This is a genomic window from Myxococcaceae bacterium JPH2 (genome assembly GCA_016458225.1).
GTDB lineage: Bacteria > Myxococcota > Myxococcia > Myxococcales > Myxococcaceae > Citreicoccus.
Genome location: JAEMGR010000003.1, coordinates 948888 through 964881 on the forward strand (window position 1 = coordinate 948888; position 15994 = coordinate 964881).

Consider the following 15994-nt stretch of genomic DNA (forward strand, 5'->3'; position numbering starts at 1 on the left):
CGCGCACTGTCATCCGGCACGAGGGTGCGTGGGCCTCGCGCCGACGTGCGCCCACCTTCCTGCGCAGGGACTCGACTGGGGGAGGGGACGCATGGCCAAGGCGGCGAAGAAGCCCAACATCCTCGTCATCTTCGGTGACGACATCGGACTCTGGAATCTCTCGTGCTACAGCTCGGGGGTGATGGGGTATCGCACGCCGAACATCGACCGCATCGCGGCCGAGGGCATGCGCTTCACGGACTGCTACGGCGAGCAGAGCTGCACCGCCGGCCGCGCGTCCTTCATGACGGGGCAGTCGGGCTTCCGCACGGGCCTCATCAAGGTGGGTGTCCCCGGCGCTCCCGTAGGGCTCCAGGCGGAGGACGCCACCATCGCCGAGCTGCTCAAGCCGCAGGGCTACGCGACGGGCCAGTTCGGCAAGAACCACTTCGGGGACATGAACAAGTTCCTGCCCACCGTCCACGGCTTCGATGAGTTCTTCGGCAATCTCTATCACCTCAACGCCGAAGAGGACCCCGAGGACCCCGACTACCCGAACCCGAAGGAGTTTCCGAACTTCCGACAGCGCTTCGGGCCGCGCGGCGTCATCCACTCGTGGGCCACGGACAAGGATGACCCCACCGAGGAGCCGCGCTGGGGACGCGTGGGCAAGCAGCGCATCGAGGACACCGGCCCGCTCACGCGCAAGCGCATGGAGACGTGTGACGACGAGTTCGTCGGCGCCGCGCAGGAGTGGATCAAGAAGCAGAACTCGGCGGGCAAGCCCTGGTTCTGCTGGCTCAACACCACGCACATGCACCTGCGCACGCACACGAAGCCGGAGAGCATCGGGCAAGCGGGGCGGTGGCAGTCCCCGTACCACGACACGATGGTCGACCACGACAAGCACGTGGGCCAGATGCTCCAGTTGCTCGACTCGCTGGGCATCACCGAGGACACCATCGTCGTGTACAGCACCGACAACGGGCCGCACATGAACACGTGGCCCGACGGGGCCATGACGCCCTACCGCAGCGAGAAGGACACCAACTGGGAGGGCGCCTTCCGCGTCCCGCTCGTCATCCGCTGGCCGGGCAAGATTCCCGCGGGCAAGGTCTCCAACGACATCATCAGTCACCACGACTGGATGCCCACGTTCCTCGCCGCCGCGGGTGAGCCAGACATCCAGCAGAAGCTCCTCAAGGGCTACAAGGCCGGAGACAAGACCTTCAAGCTGCACCTGGATGGGTACAACCTGCTGCCGTACCTGACGGGCCAGGCGCCCAAGTCGCCGCGCGAGGGGTTCATCTACTTCAGCGACGACGGCGACCTGGTCGCCATGCGCTTCGACAACTGGAAGATGGTCTTCATGGAGCAGCGGTGCCGGGGCACGCTCCAGATATGGGCAGAGCCCTTCGTGACCCTGCGCGTCCCCAAGCTCTTCAACCTGCGCACCGACCCCTTCGAGCGCGCCGACACGACGTCGAACACGTACTGGGATTGGTACATGAGCAAGGCCTACCTCATCATGGCCGCGCAGGGACTGGTGGGCCGCTTCCTGGAGACGTTCAAGGAGTATCCGCCCCGCCAACGCGCGGCCAGCTTCACCATCGATCAAGCGATGGAGCGCATGGAGCAGTCGCTGGGGGGCTCGGGACACTAGCCGTCGCGCGAGCCGTCAGTCGTTGAAGGCCTCGATGGCAGGCGGAGCGTACTGGCCTTGGAGGGCCGCCTCGGATGGACCGTAGATGCGCAAGAGGACGTAGAACGGTCCATCCGGGACGGGCAGCCAGTTCGCGCGCCGCGAGGGCTCGGGGCTCGCGTGCTGGAGGAACAGCGAGAGCGAGCCATCCGAGGACTTCACCAGGTCTCGCGAGTGGCCTCCTAGCGAGTAACGCTGGATGGGATTGTCCACCAGCATGTGCGTCTGCGCGTCGTAGGCCGTGAGCGACCAGAAGAAGCGCGCGGGTGGCAGGGCGTTGTCCGGGAAGCGCAGCACGTAGCGCCGCTGGCCTCCATCAAGCAGACGGTCCGCGCTGTCTCGGTGCGCGATGGGGTAGATGGCCTCGGCGGGGGAGTTCGCGTAGAGGTAGTTCCACGCGACGCGTGCTCGCAGCGCGTAGTCCTCTCCGAAGTCACCCACCTTGGGGTCTGGCATCTCCCAGCCGTGTGGGGTCGCGGGCGGCTGGCGGAGCATCGCGCGCGCCTCGCGGATGCCGTCGAGCATCGCGGCGCGCACGTCCGGAGACAATGCCCCTTCATCGAAGTGGGCTCGGCCCGGCCGCACGCCGATGCGCGCGAGGCGCCGCAGGAGCGGCAGCTCCCGCTCCGAGAAGCGGTGCCACTGCATCATGAAGTTCACGTACTCGAAGGCCTTGAAGCCGTCGTCCTGCTTGTCCTCGAAGTACGGCGGCCAGTCGATGTCTGGCAGCGCGGGCGCATCGCCTCCCATGACGGCGTGCAGCGGCTCGGCGCGGAACTGGGGCTGGAGCGCGGTGGCCGCGGCCACATCGTCAGGGCCGGTGACGCCGATGCGCAGCAGCGCCAGCACGAAGCGCGAGTCCGAGCGGATGACGCGCGCGTCCCGCAGCTTCGGAGGCACGGCGCCATCCCACTCCGGCCCGGCGATGAGGAAGCGCCTCGCGTCGTTCCCGGTCGCGCGCGTGCCGATGTACGGCAGGTTGTTCGTCGTGAGGTCGACCAGCTGGATGCAGAAGTAGCGCTGGCCCAGGTCTGGCGTCTCGAGGAGGACGGGCTCGCCTCGGAGGTCCAGGTTGGCCTCCGAGTAGAGCGTGTCGTTGTTGGGCGAGACGACGTCGCGGTCCTTCGGTGTGAAGCGTCGCGAGAAGTGGAGGAAGACATCGGCGGGCCTCGCCATGGGCGAGCGGGGCAGGAAGCCCTGGGCCAACAGCTTGTAGTTCTCCACGAAGGGGAGGCCAAAGACATACGCCTCGCGCGCGAGGTCGTGTGCCTCCTGGGGTGTCAGCTCCGCGGTGGACTGCTCCAGCATGAGGGTGCCTCCCCTGTCAGGGCCTGCCGTGCATGCGTCAGAGGCAACCTGAGGCGCTGCCATCCGGCAGGCAACATTCGAGGGGAGGCGTAGGACGCGGGGCTCGGCGTCCCGTCTGGTGTCAGCGGACCTGGATGGCGTCCGCGACGACGTAGGCGCCCGCGGTGGTCCAGCGGCTGAGCTGCACCTTGTTCCAGCCCGCCGCGAAGCTCCACGTGCCGAGCGTGTTCCACTTCGCGCCATTGAGTTGCTGGTTCACCTTCACGTTGGCGAGCTGTGTGCCATTGGCGCTCCAGACGATGAACGGCGCGGCGGTGGCGCGGTCGGTCGCCGCGGTCCACCACGCGTCCACCGTCTTGGTCGCCGCGGCGGGCAGGTAGAACCAGAACGTGATGGGCTCGGACACCGACTGGGTGGGCGAGACGAGGTAGTTGTTGCCGTAATAGCCAGACACGTTGACGGAGGTCACCCAGCTGGTGCCCGCGGTCTCGATGTAGCCCTTCGTGGTGTCGTTGTTCGCGTTGTTGTTGTCGATGACGAGCGCGCCGCTCGAGCTGGTCGTCCACAGGTACGTGACGTCCACCCAGTCGTTGTCGGTCATCCCCAGGTCGGTCCAGAACGTGCCGTCCGCCAGGTCGATGCCCGCCGGGTTCGCCGGGCGGCGGCCGAACTCATCCAGCCCGCCGTTGAAGTTGTCCTGGTACGCGGCCTGCGCCTCGGGCTTGCCCTGCGGCAGCGACTTCCACGACTGGCGGATACTCGACGGGTTCCAGTAGTCGTCCGTGGTGTTCCACGGGCCGATGTCCCAGACGGAGGCCGTGGCGCACTTGGAGGTCTTCGCGTAGCAGACGCGCACCTGGTACTCGGAGCCCCCGTTGGACGCGAGCCCTCGCCGCGAGGGCAGCGCGACGAAGCGGTCGTAGCTCTTGATGATGTGGCCGTTCGCCGTCTGCGAGCCGACCAATCCCTCGCGCGTGGCATAGATGCGGTAGGTCAGCGGGACGAGCGTCTGCAGCGCCTCGCGGGATGCGACGCCCTCCTGCCAGCCCTCCACTTCCAGGGACTGCACCTCGGGGCCGCGGCCGTGCTCGTCCGCCACCAGCGCCAACCGCACCTGCACCTCCGTGCCCGACGCGGGCAGGTGCACGGCCTCGCCCGGCGCGGCGGTGCGCCACTCACTCCAGGCCCCGCTCGGAGCGCGCACGCGCACGTCCACCTCGACGCTCGTGCCCGGCGCCGCCGTGGCCGTCACCACGGGCCGGAACGTGTCCACCGGCTGCTCCAGCGTGCGGGCCGGGAAGGTCGTCAGGCCCGTGAGGCGGCTCACTCCTTCGGGACGGCGCATGACCGCGCTGGGCTCGTAGCGCAGGCCGCTTCGCGAGTGCACGAACTCGCCTGGGGCGTCGCCCGCGGACAGGGTCTCCGTCCAGCGCGCCTTCCCTGCGCCACGCTCGGCCCCGTTCTCTTGAGGCGCCGCCGAGTCCGCGGCGGGCGCCGCGCCCGCGAGCCCCGCCGACAACACCGCTACCACGACAGTCGATCGCCACGACGCCTGCATGGAATTCCTCCAGTAAAACTGGAACAAGGTGGAATTCCATTAAATCATAAAGTGAGAGGTCAGAGCTTCAGCTCCCAGGTTTGTTCTCGCTGGCCCGGGCCGAAGAGGGGCTGCGGGGCCTCGTGGATCAACTGGAAGCCGGCGTGTTCATAGAGGCGCCGCGCGGCGTGCAGGGCGCTGCTGGTCCACAGCACGACCTTTCGGTAGCGCGCCTGTCGCGCGAAGCGGAGGCTCTCCTCCACCAGTCGCGCGCCAATGCCCAGGCCCCGAGCGCGGGGCTCCACGAGCAGCAGGCGCAGCTTGGCCACGGTGTCCGACTTCCTCACCAGGAAGATGGAGCCCACGGGCTCGCCGTCCAGCTCCGCCATCCAGCAGCGCTCGCGCTTCGCGTCGAAGTGCTGGATGAAGTCGGCCACGACGCGGGCGACGAGCGCCTCGAAGCGCTCATCCCAGCCGTACTCCTGCGCATAGAGCGCGCCGTGACGGTGCACCACCCAGCCCATGTCTCCGGGGCGGTGCGCGCGCAGGCGATACGGACGCGGGGCCTCCGCGGGCGCGCCGAGGAGCCGCTCGAGGGTCCGCATCGCCTCGACGACGTGGCCCTGTTCGCGAGGCGCCAACGGCTTCAGCAGGGCCGCGACCTCTCGGCGGGAGCGCGCGTCGAGCGGCGCGAGGACCTTCTTTCCCGCGCGCGTGAGGGACAGGAGGACCTGTCGCCCATCGCGGGGGGAGGGCTGCTTCGTGATGAGCTGCTGCTTCGCGAAGGCGCGGAGGATGCGGCTGAGATAGCCCGCATCCAGGTCCAGAGCCTGGCCCAGCTCGGAGGCCGTGGGTTGCTCGCGGTGGGCCAGTTCGTACAGCACGCGCACCTCGGTGAGCGTGAAGGGACTGTCGAGCAGCCCTTCACGCAGCACGCCGATGCGCTGGGTGTAGAAGCGATTGAAGCGCCGGATGGCCGCGACACGCTGCTCCAGGGACCGCCGAGACTCGACCGACATGGCTCGCTCCGGGATGAATGGATGGGACCGGAGCGGGCAGTGTAGATGATTGACTCCGTCAAATATCGGAGTGGCGTTGCGCTACTTCCAGGTGATGGGGATGGGCGCGGCGCTGCGGATGCCCACGCCCACGACGTCGTAGCGGTAGGCGTGATGGAAGAGGTCCTGACCGGTGGCGTAGGGCTGCTGACGCACCTTCACGCGAGAGAGGATGAGCTGGTCCTGGTAGTTCAGCGCGGCGTTCATCCCGGGGGTGATGATGAAGGAGCCGGTGTCGCGCACGGCGCAGGTGATGACGTTGGTTCCACTGGCGACGCGGAACTCGAGCAGCACCATGTCCCCCGTGGGACCGCTCCACGACACCTCGGTGGGCTTCCCGCTGGAGAGCGCCAGGGTGGCGCTGCCCGGAACGGGGGCCTCGGGAAGCTCCAGCAGGGGGCCTGAGAACGCCGGCTCCGAGAAGTCGCCGTCCCACGACACGGTGTAGGTGCCCGCGCCCAATCGGTGCGTGTCCGAGAAGCCATACGACACGGGCATGGCGCTCCCGCTGTCCAGCGTCTTGGCGAGGGCGTAGCGCACGCCTTGCGCGCTCTCCAATCGGACCTGGCTGCCGATGGAGACGCCGACCTTCGTGTTGGAGGAGCCGCGCGGTGCCAGGGACAAGATGTGTCCCTGCGCGTGGCAGAGGCCATTGGGAATTCCTCCGATGAAGTCGAAGCCCTCGTCGTCCGCGCGGCCAAAGAAGGCTGTCCCCCGGGGGCCCAGTGCGTCCGAGTCCGTCACCGCGACGACGCCCGTGACCGCGACGGACGTGGGGCCCGCGTCGACTCCGCCATCTGGTTCGGGCTGGGTGCCCGCGTCCGCGCAGTCGCCGGTGGGCTGCGCGTTCTCGGGAGGGGGCTCGTCGGAGCCGCACGCGAACAGGCTCGCGCCACCCAGCGCGAGCGCAAGGCACATCATCACACGATGTTTCACGGAGTTTCTCCCGCACAGGCGAGGAATCGCCCGATGCGGGGAAAACATGCCTGCGTCGCGTCTGGTGTTACAAGGCGCGGGAGCAGACTGTGTCTGTGTCGCCCTGGGCTGTGAGGCTTTCGCGGGGGCGCCTCAGTGCTTCGCGTTCTGGGGAGGCTCCCAGGTGAAATGGACAGTCGGCGCGCGCACGGCCTTCGCGTCCTTCATCAAGAATCCCTCTTCCCGCTTCGCGGCACGGTCGAGCGCGGGCCGCAGGGACGCGGGGATGGGGAGCAGCAGGCCCACCACGAACTTGTTTCCACGACACGATTCATTGTCATAGCCAAACGCGATGCGCACGGCGACCTTGTCTCCTTCAAGGTGATGGAACGCCACGGCGCGCTTCACCGGGTCGAGTCCATACGCGAAGCCCACGCAGTCCTCACCGGGCACCAGGGCTTGGAGGAGCGCTTCCACGCTCTTCGCCTGCTTGAACGCGGCGGCGTCTCCGATGTGCTTGCGCACGAACGGATCCGCCTGGAGCGCCGCGACCACGTCCTTCTCGGGGAACACGGTGAGCAGGGAGAAGGCGTCCTTGCCCTTCGTGACGTCCTCGGTGACGTAGGTGGTGCGCTCGTAAGGATGCGCGCCGCCGGTGTAGCCCGCCACGTTGTGCTCGGAGCTGACCCAGGGGCCCACCACGGAGAGCACGGCGAAGGACTCGGCGCCTTCCCAGTTGGACAGGTCCTCGCCGGGCTGGGGCTGGAAGCGGGCGCGGAAGGCGGCCTCGCGCGACTTCAAGCCAAACACCTCCTTGCCGCCGCGCAGGCCGCGGAGGTCCTGGGCGGACATCTCGAACGTCACGTCCGTGCCCGACACCTTCCACGTTCGCGTGGGAGCGGGAGCCGCGGCGATCATCAGCGTCAACATGGAGGTCAGGAGCATGGCCGGCATCCTGCCCGAACCGCTCGGCACGCGGGCGTGACGTGGTGGGTCCTCTGTGTCGTGGAGACAAAGACAACCACGAGGCAAGTCACCGCGGGCCGTCGTGTCCAGGGGTGGACCCTGGTCATTCCTCACCCCACGCGCGGAGGCCGAGGATCCGACCTTGGCGTGGACGGAGGCTATTGCCGGGCTGCGGGTTGAGATAGGACTGGCGGTCCCTATGGCTGCTGGCGCTCGTCCCCGTGTCCTCCTGATTGCCGAGCTGTGCAACCCCGACTGGGTGAGTGTTCCCCTCGAAGGGTGGTCCCTGTTCCACGCGCTGACGGACGTGGCGGACGTGCACCTGGTCACCCAGGTGCGCAACCGCGAGAACATCCTCAAGCAGGGGCTGGTGGAGGGCCGCGACTTCACCGCGCTGGACTCCACGCCGGTGGAGCGTCCGCTGGACAAGGTGGGCGGGCTGCTGCGCGGACAGGCCGGGGTGGGGTGGACCACCGCGACGGCGCTGAGCGTGCTGCCGTACTACTTCTTCGAGGAGCTGCTGTGGCGGCGCTTCGGGGCTCGCATCCAGGCGCGCGAGTTCGACGTGGTCCACCGCTACACGCCCATCAGCCCCACCACGCCGAGCACCCTGGCGGCGCGCTGCCAGAAGGCGGGCGTGCCCTTCATCATGGGCCCGCTCAACGGCGGACTGCCGTGGCCCAAGGGCTTTGGTGGAGCGCGGCGACGGGAGAAGGAGTGGCTGAGCTACGTGCGGGACGCGTACAAGCTGATGCCCTTCTACCGCTCCACGCGAGAGAACGCGGCGGCCATCATCACCGGCTCGCGGGCGACGCGCGGACAGGTGGCGCCCGAGTTCCAATCGAAGACGGTGTACGTGCCGGAGAACGCCATCGACGTGCGGCGCTTCGGCACGGCGAAGGCGGAGGCGCCCGCGGGGTTGCCGCTGCGCGTGGCGTTCGTGGGGCGCTTCGTGCCGTACAAGGGCATGGCCATGCTCATCGACGCGGCGGCGCCGCTGGTGCGCGAGGGCAAGGTGCAGGTGGAGTTCATCGGCGACGGCGCGGAGATGCCCAACCTGCGCGCGCAGGTGGCGCGTGAGGGGTTGGAGTCCGGCGTGACGTTCGCGGGCTGGGTGAAGCACCAGGAGCTGCAGGGGCGGCTGGCGAAGAACCACATCTTCGGCTTCCCCAGCGTGCGTGAGTTCGGCGGCGCGGTGGTGGCCGAGGCCATGGCGCTGGGCCTGGTGCCCATCGTGATGGACTACGGCGGGCCGGGCGAAATCGTGAGCCCGGACACGGGCTTCGCCATCCCCATGGGCACGCCGGAGGAGATCGTCCTGCGCGTGCGCGAGGTGCTGACGAAGCTGGCGGCGGATCCGTCCGTCATCGGCCCCATGGGCGAGCGCGCGCGGGCGCGCATCCTCAAGCACTTCACCTGGAAGGCGAAGGCGGAGCAGGTGCGCGAGGTCTACCGCTGGGTCATGGGTGAGCGCGGCCAGCCGGACTTCGGCATGCCGCTGGCGGACTGAGGCGAGGCGCTACCGACGCTCGGCTTCGTCACTCATCGCCCCCTTCCCTGGAGGACGGGTCGTGCTCATGCGTTCCCGCGCATGCATTGGACTCTTGCTGCTCCTTGCGGCCTGCGCGACGCCGACACCACCTCCCCACGTGCGGGGTCCTCGGAGCCAGAGACCCAGCAATCTTGAGCGGGCGGCGAAGTTGCCTCGGGCCGACGAGGGCCGGTGCGTTGTCCGCGAAGCGTCCCTGCCTTGGTATCGAGCCCTGGAGCAGGACCGGGTCGAGTTCCACGACACCACGGGGAGGTGCGCGGTCGCCTCCGCTGACGCCGCTGCCGTGGGGCTTCGGATTCTGCGTGCTTGCGGCTCCTGAGAGGGTCGTGGGCGCGGTGGTCGTGTTGGGCGTGGTGGTGGTCGGCGTCGCCATTCAAGAAGCGCTGGATGCAGATGAACTCCGCCACGCCTATCCCGAGGCAGCAGGGTCCTCGCGAGGCGCCAAGGAGGCATCCCGGGACGCGAAGGGGCAACGCACGCCGAAGTCCGAGCCCGAGGGGCAGGACTGGCAGCCCCCGTGTCGCCTCTGCCCGTGGACCGGACGGGGCACTCTGGTTGCGAGCCTGTTCCAGTGCCGCATGCGGGTGGAGCCCCCGCGCATGACAGGTGCGCCGACAGATTCCCTCCGAATCGCTATCCCGGAATGGACGTGCTCGTGGGCGGCGTGCGCTTCGATGCGTTGCAGGTCGGCGTACCCGTGCTGTGGGAGATCAAGGCCCATCAGTTCGGCGCGTACAAGGACTTCATCCGGAGACAGCAGAATGCGAAGGAACTGGAGCAAATAGAACTGGAGCAAGACGCGGCGGCAGCATGCGGACATGGCTATGCGATCGGAGTGAGCACCCAATCGCACAAAGATGCATTGCTGCGAGCGAATCGGTTCCTCACCATCGTTGTCACGGGATGCACCCGATGAGCACTCCGCAACGCCTCGATCTGACCGTCTACGCGCCAGCGCTCGTGGCCCATGACGGCCGTACCGTCGCGGTCGTCCGGGGAATGGAACGAGCGCTGCCCGGCTTGCGCCTGAATTGGGAGGTGGGCAAAGGAGGGCGTCCCATCGAGCTACCGCAGCGCGACGCGTGGCTCGTTGAGGCCGCCTCACGCGGGAAGCTCCCGCTCCTGTGCAATGGCGACGAGAACTACCCCGTGACGGTCTCGGGACGGGGGGGGCGGGACGCCTCGGCCCGGGGGGGCAGGCGCTGCTCGACGTCTCTGCGGAGTTGCCGCTCGATGAAGCCGTTATCGCGGCAGCGGGGGAGCTATTGGAGTCCGCAGGGGAGGGTGCTCGCGCGTTCTGGGGACATGCGACGCCGGATGCCGCTGCGCTGGACATCGCGTATCAGACAGCCCCCACAAGGGAAGGGCCGCCGTCCCCACGTCGGGGGCTGCCTGCGCTCAAGCTCCTCGCAGCGATTCGCGCACCCGAGGTCCCCTATTTCCTTGGGTGGCTGAACTACTGGTCGGCTGCCGCCGCGCGGGCCATTGGGTTCCCGGACCTGACCCGTGACGCTGAGCTGCTTTCACGGGCGCGGCGCACGGAGACGGGCGGGTGGGTCGTACAGCTTACGTCCACGCCGCTCGACCTGGATGACCCCGCGCACTGGGACGCGCTTCTGCGAGCCTATGAACGGTTCCCGGAGATCGGTGGGCGTGCCGCGCCTTGAGTCGTGCAGGGGCTTGGGACGTCGCTCTGGCTGTAGGAAAGAGCCTCGAGGCACGAGCGCCGCGATGTGACTGACTCTCCCGTCCCGAGGGCGTGATGCTTCTCGAGGCGAGGCGCTACCGGCGCTCGGCTTCGCGGGTGGTGCGCACCCACTCGCCGCGCTTCTCCGCGCCGGCGCCGCGCAGCATGAGGCCCACCTTCCACACCACGTAGACGGGCGCCCAGGCCAGGTCCAACAGCCCGCGCGGCCCCACGCCGGACACCCACCAGCCGCGCAGCACGTAGGCCGTCAGCGAGAACAGGCCGAACGCGGCCACGCCCGACGCCGCCACCGCGGTGCCGCCAGACAGCCACACCAGCCCGGCCGCGAGCACCGCGCCGCCCACCATCGCCAACACCAACTGGCTCAGCGGCGGCACGAGCACGTCCATGGCCAGGTCGAACAACAGCCGGCTGCCCTGCTGGAGCGAGTCGTTCAGCAGCGGCCAGCCGTGCAGCTTGCGCATCTGCTTGCGACCACCCTCCCAGCGCTGGCGCTGCGAGCGGCTCTGCTTCTCCGCGGAGACCATCTCGCCCAGCACCTCGGCCTCCCAGGCGTAGTGCACGCGGTGGCCCGCGCGGCCCAGGCGGATGCCGTACTCCAGGTCCTCCACCACGCTGAAGGCATCGTGCGGCACCTGCTTGAGCACCGCGTGCGTGAAGCACATGCCGTTGCCGCGCAGGCCGCAGGACACGCCCATCCGCTCACGGCCCTGCGAGCGCACGCGGTGGAACATGCCCAGCGCGATGGTCATCAGCCGCGTGCGCCACGACGCGGTGGGGTTCATCACGCCGTAGTGCGCCTGCACCGCGTGCGCGCCGTCCTCCAGGCGCCGCGAGAAGGCGTGCAGCAGGTTGGGCGTCACCACCGTGTCCGCGTCCACCACCACCACCGCGTCCGCCACGCCGTCGCGCTGGCTGCGCTCGAAGGCGTGCGCCAGCGCGTAGCCCTTGCCGCGCTTCTCCGTGTCCTGACGCTCCAGCACGGTGGCGCCCGCCTCGCGGGCCTTCTGCGCCGTGGCGTCCGAGCAGTTGTCCGCGACCACCAGGATGCGCCGCAAGAGCGGCGGGTAGTCCACCGAGGACAGGTTCGCCACCGTGCGCGCGATGCCCAGCTCCTCGTTGTGCGCGGGGATGACGATGTCGAACCGCCGCACCGGGGGCGCGGGCGGCACGGGCGCGGGCCTGCGCCCGGACAACACCGTCAACAGCAGCAGGTACCCACAGCCCGCCGCCACCGGCAAGAGGCCCACGCACAGCGCCACGTCCACCCAGGTCCAGACCGTCACGGATTGCTCTCCCCCGCGCGCGCCGTCAGCGCCGCTCCAGGTCCGCCAGCACCGGCAACTTCAGGATTCGCTCCACCTGCCAGCGCTCCAGGATGCGCCGCCGCAGGATGTCCAGCGCCACCGCCGCGAAGACGGCCAGCGCCACGCCCCCCACCACGCCCCCAATCGCGATGAGCTTCGTGTTGGGCTTGGTGGGCTTCTCCGGGAACAACGCCGGCGTCAGCACCGTGTACCGGTGCTTGAAGGACGCCTTGGAAATCTCCAGCTCCGTCTGCGCCAAATCCAGCCGGCGCAGCTTCTCCGTGTGGCGCGACACCATCACCCGCATCGTGTCCGTGGCCACCGCCACCTGCGGATCATCCGGCGTGCCCAACAGCGCGCCCGCCATGGGCGCCATGGATTGGTCCGTCGGCGAGTCCACGTCATGCCCGCCCATGCGCAGGTACTCCTGGATGAGCGCCTGCTCCTCGGCGCGCATCGACGCGAGCTGCGGCGAGTCCGCCTGCATGGCCGCGATCTTCTGCTCCAGGTCGGTGATGACCGGGTGCTGCGGGCTGAACACCGTGCGCTGCTCGGTGAGCTGGGCGCGCAGCTCGGCGAGCCTCCGGGCGCGCAGCTCCTCGACGTCCGCGATGGCGCGCCGCTTGGACTGCACCATGAACTTGAGCTGGGCCAGGTTGTGGTCCGCCTGGAGGAGCAGCTCGCGGGCGCGCGCCTTCACCGGATCCGAGTCCGCCTTCTTGCGGCGCAGCTCGGCCTGCTTCACCGCCGCTTCCAGCTCGGCGATGGCCTTCTTGATGTTCTCCTTCTCGCGCGCGACCTGTCCCTCCAGGACGCGGACGGACTCGCTGATGGCGGAGACCTCCGCGTCGTGGCGCGCCTCCAGGAAGTTCTTCTGCGCCGCCTCCACGATGTTCATCGCGAGCTGCGGGTCGCTCCAGTCCACGCCGATGGTGACGGTGCCCGTGCCACCCTCGGCCATGACGGTGAGGCCCTGCTCGAGCTGCGCGATGAGCGCGTCCTGCTCGTCCTCCGGCGCGAGCACCGGCGGCTTCTTCTTCAGCAGCTTCTCCTTCAGGTGGCTGATGGGCGAGCGCATCAGCTCGCGGTACTCCACCAGCTTGGCCTGCTGGATGATGGCCTTGAGGTTGTCGCGGCTGAGCACCATCTCCCACGCGGCGCGGGTGGGTTGATCCGCCTCCACGGGGATGGAGCGGCCCGGGTTCACCAGCGCCGCGATGATGAGGTTGCGGTAGGTGAGCAGCCGCGTCTCCACGTGGTACTTGCGCGGCATCAGCTTGCCCGCGACAGAGCCCAGTCCGCCCATCGCCACGATGATGACGAGCCCGAGGAACCAGTGCCGCAGCACCGCGTTCTTCACGAACCCCACCGAGTCCAGGAGGAAGCCCCAGTCGATGAGGTCCGCGGGCGCGTTCGTCTCCTCGCGCTCCGGCATGTACGGAGGCGGGGGGGCGCGCCGGGGTGGCGGGGGCGGCCGAGGCTCGGCCGCGGGTGACGTCATGGATTCCTCCGGCGCGCCGGGGCCTTGAGCGCCTGCTGCACGCGCTTGGCGAACTCCTCCGTGGTGAAGGGCTTGCCCAGGTAGCCGGTGGCGCCGGCCTCCTCGGCGTGCGCCTTGTCCTCGGGGAGGTTGCGCGCGCTGACCATCAGCACCGGCACGTCCGCCACCGCGGGCGAGCGGCGGATGTGCTCACACACGTCATAGCCGGACACGTCCGGCAGCGTGAGGTCCAGGCACACGAGGTCCGGCCGCGCGCTGCTCTGCAGGTGCTTGATGGCGGCCTGGCCGCTCGACACCTCCACCACCTCCGCGACGCCAAGGTGGTCGCGCAAGAGGTCGGCCAGCATCTTCCGGAACATCGGGGAGTCCTCCACCAGGAGGACGGTGCGCAGTTGGGGCTCCATCCGTGGAAACGCCTTTCCCTTCTTTTTCAGCCGAACCCGAACCGAGGCACGAGCACGAGGACGCCATACGCATAGGCCGCGTTGAAGAGAGCGACCCAGAGGATGGCCTTCTTCAATCCGCGCATCGGGTTGGGGTCTCTCGCGGCCGTGCCCGGCAACGCAATGGTGAAGATGAGGACGGACAGGAGGATGAGCTTCGCCATGTGCGGGCCCTTAGAGGATACCAGCTTGACGCACTGCCAGCCCCAGTGAAGCGGACCATTGGAAGCGGGCTGTTTCCACCCCAGGCGACCGGCTCCACGCGGTCCGCGCCTCGGACTCCACCGAGACCCAACGGGTGAAGGCATAGCTCGCTCCCAGCCCTCCCAGTATCAGCCGGTCCGCCGTGGCCCCTCCTACCGCGAAGGCCGTTCCTCCGGTGGCGGACACTCGGGCGCGGGGCCCCAACATCCAGGTGCCAGACGCCGTCACATCCGCCCGGGGGTACACCTGTCCCGTCAACCGGTCGACGAAGGGCGTGACGTGCGCGGAGAGCCGACCCGTGAAGTCGTACTCGCGCGAGGGGATCCGGTAACCCATCGCGACGGTGAGGTCGGGCAGCACGTCCGTGCGCTCCAGGCCCTCCGCGGACAGCGACTGCGCGACGCCCACGCCCATCCCCGCCTCCAGCGACGTGCGCCGGTCCATGCGCCAGTTCCAGCCCTCGGTGAGCGTGAGGACGGTGGCGTGCGCGCCGGTGGAGAAGCGCGTGTCGGTGGCGCCCACGGAAGTCGACAGCACCTGACGCTGCGCCAGCGCCCAGCCGAGCGCCGCCTGCGCGCGCGGGCCGTACTGCAGTGGCACCGCCTCGCGCGCGCCGCCGTTGAGGCCGCCGCTGACCGCGAAGGCCGCCGAGGCGGACAGGCCCAGCCCGCGCCCCAGCCACGTGGTGGTGGTGCCCAGCGTGGTGAGCGAGGAGAGGAAGTAGACGCTGCCGCCCTGGGGCAGCGGCTGGAGCGGGCCATCTCCGACGGGCCGCGAGGGCGAGTCCGCCACGGGCACGGTGCTCAAGAGGTCCACCCGACCCAGCACGAACTCCTGGCTGCCGTGGAGCGTGAGGCCCCGGTCCGCGCGCCAGTCACCGACGAGGCGCCCCACGTGCTGCACCTCGGTGCGCGCGCTCTGGGTGACTTCCCGCAAACTGAGGCGCGGGGCGTACTCCGCCTGGAGCTGCGTGCCGCCGTCGCGGAACAAGAGGGACAGCGAGGGCGTCAGCTCCGCGTCGCCCGTGATGGAGGGCGTGGTCGTCGTCGTCTGCGTGGTGCTGGCGTCGAGCGAGCGCACGCGCGAGTCCGCGCGCACGGCGACGCCATAGCTCACCGAGGCCGAGGCCACCTCCAGCCATGCACTGGTGAGCGCCGCCCCGAGCACGGACTACTCCACCACGACCACGTCGCCAGGGCGCAGGCGGAAGCCCACGGCGCGGCCCTCCGCGCGGATGAGGTCGCGGTAGCGCACGCGGATGCGGGTGGGGGCGGGCAGCTCGGACTCGTCGCGCCGCAGGACGAAGATGCGGTCCGGGTGGGCGTAGTCGGTGAAGCCTCCCGCGCCGGCCAGGGCCTGGAGCAGCGTGGCGGTGGGCTCCAGCACCAGCGGCCCAATGCGTGACACCTCGCCCATCATCGTCACCGTCATGGGCTTGGCCTCCTCCAGGGAGACCGTGACGACGGGGTGGTTGATGAAGTCCTTGAGGCGCGTCTGGATCTGCTGCGACAGCAGGGCCGGCGTCTGGCCCGCGGCCTCCACGTCATCCAGGAAGAGCAGGCTGATCCGCCCGTCCTCGCGCACCTTGGCGCGCGTGGTGAGCGACTCCTGGTTCCACACGCGGATGCTGAGCACGTCCCCCGGGACGATGCGGTAGGCCGCGTCCACGGCGGGGGGCTTCTCCTGGTACTCGTCCACCCAGACGTACTTGCCCAGGCCGCCGCACGCGGGCGCAAGCCCGAGCAGCGCGACGCAGGCGAGCGCGCGGGAGAGGACGGCGGGGCGGGGGCGCGTGGGGGACATGGGCGGGGAGA

Annotated in this window: 13 protein-coding genes and 1 pseudogene; 3 read left to right on the forward strand and 11 right to left on the reverse strand. The window is 69.3% G+C overall.

Features of this window, described 5'->3' with window-relative positions; genetic code table 11:
• Positions 1 to 91 precede the first annotated feature (91 nt).
• Positions 92 to 1642, forward strand: a complete 1551-nt coding sequence (locus JGU66_08575; GenBank protein ID MBJ6760817.1) for an arylsulfatase — start codon at positions 92 to 94, stop codon at positions 1640 to 1642.
• 15 nt (positions 1643 to 1657) lie between these two features.
• On the opposite strand, the gene JGU66_08580 is transcribed toward JGU66_08575, so the two are convergent.
• From JGU66_08580 to JGU66_08600, 5 genes are all read right to left on the reverse strand, one after another.
• Positions 1658 to 2989, reverse strand: coding sequence for a DUF1254 domain-containing protein (locus tag JGU66_08580; protein MBJ6760818.1), 1332 nt, complete (start codon positions 2987 to 2989; stop codon positions 1658 to 1660).
• Between the two features lie 121 nt (positions 2990 to 3110).
• Positions 3111 to 4547, reverse strand: a complete 1437-nt coding sequence (locus JGU66_08585) for a hypothetical protein (GenBank protein ID MBJ6760819.1) — start codon at positions 4545 to 4547, stop codon at positions 3111 to 3113.
• Between the two features lie 59 nt (positions 4548 to 4606).
• Complete coding sequence (locus JGU66_08590; protein ID MBJ6760820.1) at positions 4607 to 5545, reverse strand: bifunctional helix-turn-helix transcriptional regulator/GNAT family N-acetyltransferase; 939 nt, start codon at positions 5543 to 5545, stop codon at positions 4607 to 4609.
• Positions 5546 to 5626: 81 nt separating this feature from the next.
• The gene (locus tag JGU66_08595) at positions 5627 to 6520 is read right to left on the reverse strand and encodes a hypothetical protein (protein MBJ6760821.1); all 894 of its coding nucleotides are present in this window, start codon (positions 6518 to 6520) and stop codon (positions 5627 to 5629) included.
• 132 nt (positions 6521 to 6652) lie between these two features.
• Positions 6653 to 7453, reverse strand: a complete 801-nt coding sequence (locus JGU66_08600; protein MBJ6760822.1) for a hypothetical protein — start codon at positions 7451 to 7453, stop codon at positions 6653 to 6655.
• A gap of 211 nt (positions 7454 to 7664) precedes the next feature.
• Here JGU66_08600 and JGU66_08605 point away from each other — a divergent pair, with 211 nt between their 5' ends.
• On the forward strand, positions 7665 to 8975 hold the full coding sequence (locus JGU66_08605; protein ID MBJ6760823.1) for a glycosyltransferase: 1311 nt from the start codon (positions 7665 to 7667) through the stop codon (positions 8973 to 8975).
• Between the two features lie 67 nt (positions 8976 to 9042).
• Positions 9043 to 9933, forward strand: a pseudogene (locus tag JGU66_08610) (hypothetical protein).
• 866 nt (positions 9934 to 10799) lie between these two features.
• On the opposite strand, the gene JGU66_08615 reads toward JGU66_08610, so the two are convergent.
• Genes JGU66_08615 through JGU66_08640 form a run of 6 tightly spaced genes read right to left on the reverse strand, consistent with a single transcriptional unit; the run spans position 10800 to position 15983 of the window.
• Positions 10800 to 12011 carry a glycosyltransferase gene (locus JGU66_08615; protein MBJ6760824.1) on the reverse strand — a complete coding sequence of 404 codons (1212 nt, stop codon included), beginning with the start codon at positions 12009 to 12011 and terminating at the stop codon, positions 10800 to 10802.
• Positions 12012 to 12036: 25 nt separating this feature from the next.
• Entirely contained in the window at positions 12037 to 13533 is a 1497-nt protein-coding gene (locus tag JGU66_08620) for a chain-length determining protein (protein ID MBJ6760825.1), read from the reverse strand.
• Complete coding sequence (locus JGU66_08625; protein ID MBJ6760826.1) at positions 13530 to 13937, reverse strand: response regulator; 408 nt, start codon at positions 13935 to 13937, stop codon at positions 13530 to 13532. Before JGU66_08625 ends, JGU66_08620 begins: the two co-directional genes overlap by 4 nt.
• Before the next feature lie 26 nt (positions 13938 to 13963).
• Positions 13964 to 14140 carry a hypothetical protein gene (locus JGU66_08630; GenBank protein ID MBJ6760827.1) on the reverse strand — a complete coding sequence of 59 codons (177 nt, stop codon included), beginning with the start codon at positions 14138 to 14140 and terminating at the stop codon, positions 13964 to 13966.
• 10 nt (positions 14141 to 14150) lie between these two features.
• Positions 14151 to 15347, reverse strand: a complete 1197-nt coding sequence (locus JGU66_08635) for a hypothetical protein (protein MBJ6760828.1) — start codon at positions 15345 to 15347, stop codon at positions 14151 to 14153.
• A gap of 3 nt (positions 15348 to 15350) precedes the next feature.
• Positions 15351 to 15983: a polysaccharide biosynthesis/export family protein gene (locus tag JGU66_08640; protein ID MBJ6760829.1), complete on the reverse strand. Its 633-nt coding sequence runs from the start codon at positions 15981 to 15983 to the stop codon at positions 15351 to 15353.
• Positions 15984 to 15994 lie beyond the last annotated feature (11 nt).

What these genes read in the sequence shown, in the direction of transcription:
- JGU66_08575 (MBJ6760817.1), top strand. Translation starts at nt 92, where the DNA reads ATGGCCAAGGCGGCGAAGAAGCCCAACATCCTCGTCATCTTCGGTGAC.
- JGU66_08580 (MBJ6760818.1), bottom strand. Translation starts at nt 2,989, where the DNA reads ATGCTGGAGCAGTCCACCGCGGAGCTGACACCCCAGGAGGCACACGAC.
- JGU66_08585 (MBJ6760819.1), bottom strand. Translation starts at nt 4,547, where the DNA reads ATGCAGGCGTCGTGGCGATCGACTGTCGTGGTAGCGGTGTTGTCGGCG.
- JGU66_08590 (MBJ6760820.1), bottom strand. Translation starts at nt 5,545, where the DNA reads ATGTCGGTCGAGTCTCGGCGGTCCCTGGAGCAGCGTGTCGCGGCCATC.
- JGU66_08600 (MBJ6760822.1), bottom strand. Translation starts at nt 7,453, where the DNA reads ATGCCGGCCATGCTCCTGACCTCCATGTTGACGCTGATGATCGCCGCG.
- JGU66_08605 (MBJ6760823.1), top strand. Translation starts at nt 7,665, where the DNA reads ATGGCTGCTGGCGCTCGTCCCCGTGTCCTCCTGATTGCCGAGCTGTGC.
- JGU66_08620 (MBJ6760825.1), bottom strand. Translation starts at nt 13,533, where the DNA reads ATGACGTCACCCGCGGCCGAGCCTCGGCCGCCCCCGCCACCCCGGCGC.
- JGU66_08625 (MBJ6760826.1), bottom strand. Translation starts at nt 13,937, where the DNA reads ATGGAGCCCCAACTGCGCACCGTCCTCCTGGTGGAGGACTCCCCGATG.
- JGU66_08630 (MBJ6760827.1), bottom strand. Translation starts at nt 14,140, where the DNA reads ATGGCGAAGCTCATCCTCCTGTCCGTCCTCATCTTCACCATTGCGTTG.
- JGU66_08640 (MBJ6760829.1), bottom strand. Translation starts at nt 15,983, where the DNA reads ATGTCCCCCACGCGCCCCCGCCCCGCCGTCCTCTCCCGCGCGCTCGCC.